This is a genomic window from Pseudomonas sp. AIG, assembly GCF_977020205.1.
This window is the reverse complement of sequence record NZ_CDROCK010000167.1, coordinates 1-269: the sequence shown is the minus strand read 5'-3', so window position 1 is coordinate 269 and position 269 is coordinate 1. Positions and strand designations below refer to the sequence as shown.

General features: G+C 56.5%; 1 protein-coding gene. It reads right to left on the bottom strand.

Annotated elements, in window-relative coordinates; all coding sequences use genetic code 11:
• Positions 1-269, bottom strand: a 269-nt coding sequence (locus tag ACWR1S_RS30980) for a calcium-binding protein (RefSeq protein WP_454566158.1), incomplete at both ends; no start/stop codon positions are given.

Genomic DNA, 269 nt, shown 5'->3' with positions numbered 1-269 from the left:
GTCCAGAGCGTACCGTCAGCAAACTCCACCCGCTCCAGTTGGTAGCGGCCACTGTTCTCGGCGAACCAATTGCTGATCGTCACACTGTCCTGGCCATTGGCATGACTCAATATCAAGCTGTTTCCAGAGCGGCTGACTGACATGTCGGCAGCCGAAATACCAGCGCCGAAACTGAGCACATCCGTGCCCGCATTGAAGTAATTGTCATCGCTGATGACATCCTTGCCGTCGCCCAGATTGAACACATAGCGGTCGCTGCCCTGTCCGCC